4 protein-coding genes are annotated in these 3,409 nt (G+C 50.0%); 1 reads left to right on the top strand and 3 read right to left on the bottom strand.

Annotated features, from left to right (window positions below):
- The 3 genes from Q0241_RS02635 to Q0241_RS02625 form a co-directional block, all read right to left on the bottom strand.
- Positions 1-1,359, bottom strand: a 1,359-nt coding sequence (locus Q0241_RS02635) for a 2Fe-2S iron-sulfur cluster-binding protein (RefSeq protein ID WP_299372629.1), incomplete at its 3' end; no start/stop codon positions are given.
- On the bottom strand, positions 1,356-1,661 hold the full coding sequence (locus Q0241_RS02630) for a sarcosine oxidase subunit delta (protein WP_299372626.1): 306 nt from the start codon (positions 1,659-1,661) through the stop codon (positions 1,356-1,358). The genes Q0241_RS02630 and Q0241_RS02635, both read right to left, overlap by 4 nt.
- 11 nt (positions 1,662-1,672) lie before the next feature.
- On the bottom strand, positions 1,673-2,923 hold the full coding sequence (locus Q0241_RS02625; RefSeq protein ID WP_299372623.1) for a sarcosine oxidase subunit beta family protein: 1,251 nt from the start codon (positions 2,921-2,923) through the stop codon (positions 1,673-1,675).
- A 46-nt stretch (positions 2,924-2,969) separates the two neighbouring features.
- Here Q0241_RS02625 and Q0241_RS02620 point away from each other — a divergent pair.
- Positions 2,970-3,409: DJ-1/PfpI family protein (locus Q0241_RS02620; protein ID WP_299372620.1), on the top strand; the 440-nt coding region annotated here is incomplete at its 3' end.

Below are 3,409 nucleotides of genomic sequence, written 5' to 3'. Positions count from 1 at the left end.
AAGGTTACCAGACGCAGCCCCAGCAACCATCATGCCCTGAGGCAATTCGCCACCGGGTACAAAAGCAGCAATATCTTCCCGCCACGTCGGACGACCACGCTGATGACAGGTCAATTGAACGTTCGGGCTCCATCCCCCAGAAACAGCAAGGCAATCAGTCGGGATTTTTTGACCATTTGATAGTGTAATTGATTTGATACCGTGTCGTCCCTGAGTATCGACGATACGGCCGCCCATAACCACAGCAGCACCCTTTGGTACATCAACAGGTGGCTGTCCATCTCGACTATCGATGATGGCCGTAATTTCAACACCTTTGGCAGCCAAGTCTGTTGCGGTCCGCCAACCATCGTCATTGTTGGTGAAGACAGTTACTCTTTTGCCCGGAAGCGCGCCCCAACGATTAACATAACCCCGAACAGCTCCCGCCAACATAATGCCAGGTCGATCATTGTTACCAAAAGCAATTGGGCGCTCTGTAGATCCAGCACACAAAATAGTGCGTTTCGTATAAACCCGCCACAGGATCTGCCTTGGTTTCTTTGTATTGGACTTATTATGAGAAGATACCAAATGATCCGTGACACGTTCCAAGGCGCCAATAACACCATGATCATAGGCGCCATAGGCTGTTGTACGGGTCATCAAGCGAACGTTATCCATCGCCGACAACTCGGCAATTGCCTGTGTTGCCCAATCATGACCGCTCTGATCATTTACCGACAAGGTTTCCGCATTAAGACGTCCGCCCATACGAAAATCTTCATCGATCAGGATAACACGCGCCCCTGCCCGACCAGCAGAGAGTGCCGCAGACAAACCAGAAGGCCCAGCCCCGATAACAAGGACATCACAATGCAAAAAGCCCTTGTCATAGATATCCGGGTCATCTTCACCGGATAAACGACCTAAACCTGCCGCAGCACGGATAACAGGCTCATAGAACTTTTCCCAGAAAGCTTTCGGCCACATAAAGGTTTTATAATAAAATCCCGCAGACAAGAATGAGGAAAAGAGATCATTCACCGCCATAAAGTCATACTTCAACGACCCGCGATGGTTCTGACTTGTAGCCTCTAACCCTTGGAAAAGTTCTGTAACTGTCGCTCGGGTATTCGGTTCCTGATAAGCCCCGGTTCGGAGCTGTACCAATGCATTTGGTTCTTCCGATCCTGCAGAGAAAATGCCACGGGGCCTGTGATACTTAAACGACCGACCAACCATTTTATGACCATTGGCCAAAAGAGCGGAAGCCAAAGTATCCCCGGCAAAGCCTTCAAGTGTTTGACCATTAAAGGTAAAATTGAGCTTTTGTGTACGGTCTATTAACCCACCATCAATTCTGTTTATCTGGCTCATTTTTCACCTCGGCCTGATTTTTTTGCCTGTTTGGCAAGCGCAACATCGCGGGCCAATTCTACATTGGTAATATCATGGGTCAGGGTATTTCTGGTCACAACCAGCCAGGAACGGTCCCCCTGCTCATGATACCAAAGCTCTCGGTGTTCCCCGGCGGGATTATCACGCAAATAGAGATAATCGTGAAACAGGTCAGCCGCGTTATCTGCTTGCCAGTCAGGTCGATCGATAAGGGACGCATCGCCTTTGTAAACAAATTCGGAAGCATCACGAGGCCCCAGAAGAGGATGATGAATGATCATTTTCTGTGCTCCTAATGCAAGTTCGGTTGGGCGCCCACGCCCTTTTCATCAATCATCGCTCCGCGTTGGAAACGATCCAGTCGATATTCTGTCGCGACAGGATGTGGCTCATCCCTGGCCAAAAGGTGCGCATAACACCAACCACTTGCCGGCGTTGCCTTGAAACCACCATAGCACCAGCCACCATTGAAATAGAGGCCGTTAATATGTGTTTTGTCGATAAAGGGCGATCCATCCATGGACATATCCATGATTCCACCCCACATGCGCAGCAAACGAGCGCGACCAATCATTGGCATCAGGGCCATCCCCCCTTCACAGACGTCTTCAACAACCGGTAAATTGCCACGTTGGGCATAACTATTATAGCCATCGATATCACCGCCAAAGACCAAACCACCTTTGTCGGATTGCGAGACGTAAAAATGTCCGGCACCAAAAGTCACCACCCCGGGTAATATGGGCTTTAAACCTTCAGACACAAAAGCCTGCAAAACATGACTTTCAATCGGCAACCGCATTCCGGCCATCGACATTACGCGACTGGATGATCCTGCGACACAGACAGCAACTTTTTTAGCTTTGATTGTTCCCTGACTGGTTTCAACACCACTACAAACACCATTTCCAATCACCATACCTGTTACTTCACAGTTCTGGATGATATCAACACCCCGACTATCCGCACCACGCGCATAGCCCCAGGCAACGGCATCGTGGCGAACTGATCCGCCTCTGCGTTGGGCTAGGCCGCCTTTGATAGGAAAACGTGCATTGTCAAAATCAAGAAAAGGACATTCCTTGCGAACCTGCTCTTCTGACAAAAGCTCTGCATCTGCTCCAGCCATCACCATGGCATTGCCGCGGCGAACAAAGGCGTCGCGCTGAGCGTCCGAATGGATCAGGTTCAAAATTCCGCGTTGAGAAACCATGGCGTTATAGTTGAAGTCCTGCTCAAGGTTTTCCCACAATTTCAAGGAAAGCTCGTAAAAGTGCTCATTGCCCGGCAGCATGTAATTTGAGCGGATGATGGTTGTGTTTCGGCCAACATTTCCGCCGCCAATCCAGCCTTTTTCCAACACGGCGACATTGGTGATGCCGTGCTCTTTTGCGAGGTAATAGGCTGTTGCCAGGCCATGACCGCCGCCGCCGATGATTACGACATCATATTCTGCCTTGGGTTCAGGCTCTCGCCAGACTGGTTTCCAGCCCTTGTGACCTGTCAGAGCCTCTTTGAATACTTTGAGAGCTGAATAGCGCATTTTGAGTGCCGATTGGACCTATTTCGTTTTTAAAATCTTGAATTGTATGTCTGGACTGGACTTTTCCAATAAAGACATATTATTGCACTTCATGGTCAGTTTTCACAAAGACGAACGCGCCTTCAAAATTGGCTTCATGCTTGTCGACGGATTTGCGTTGATGTCCTATGCGGCTGCCTCCGAGCCGTTCAGGGCCGCAAACCTGATTGCCAATAGCGAATTGTATGATGTTCAGAACATTGCATTATTTGGAAGCCAGTCCGCCAGTTCTGGTGCAGGAGTGGTGCGAACCAAGGCACAGATAGGCGAGCAGATTGACTATGATCTGGTAGTTGTGGTGGCAGGGCCAGACCCCGCCAGGTTCAAGGACAAGCGGGTCTTTCAATGGTTGAGGCACTTGTCGCGGCGCGGAGTCATGCTTGGCGGCGTATCAGGTGGTCCTGTTATTCTTGCCGCTGCAGGGTTGATGGAGAATTATCGCATGAC

Source organism: uncultured Kiloniella sp. (genome assembly GCF_937128705.1).
Classification (GTDB): Bacteria; Pseudomonadota; Alphaproteobacteria; order Kiloniellales; family Kiloniellaceae; genus Kiloniella.
The sequence above is the reverse complement of the archived record's forward strand: the minus strand, read 5'-3'. Positions and strand labels throughout refer to the sequence as shown.

Bases quoted from the DNA above. Each gene is read 5' to 3' on its own strand.
- Q0241_RS02625 (WP_299372623.1), bottom strand. From the start codon at position 2,923: ATGCGCTATTCAGCTCTCAAAGTATTCAAAGAGGCTCTGACAGGTCAC.
- Q0241_RS02630 (WP_299372626.1), bottom strand. From the start codon at position 1,661: ATGATCATTCATCATCCTCTTCTGGGGCCTCGTGATGCTTCCGAATTT.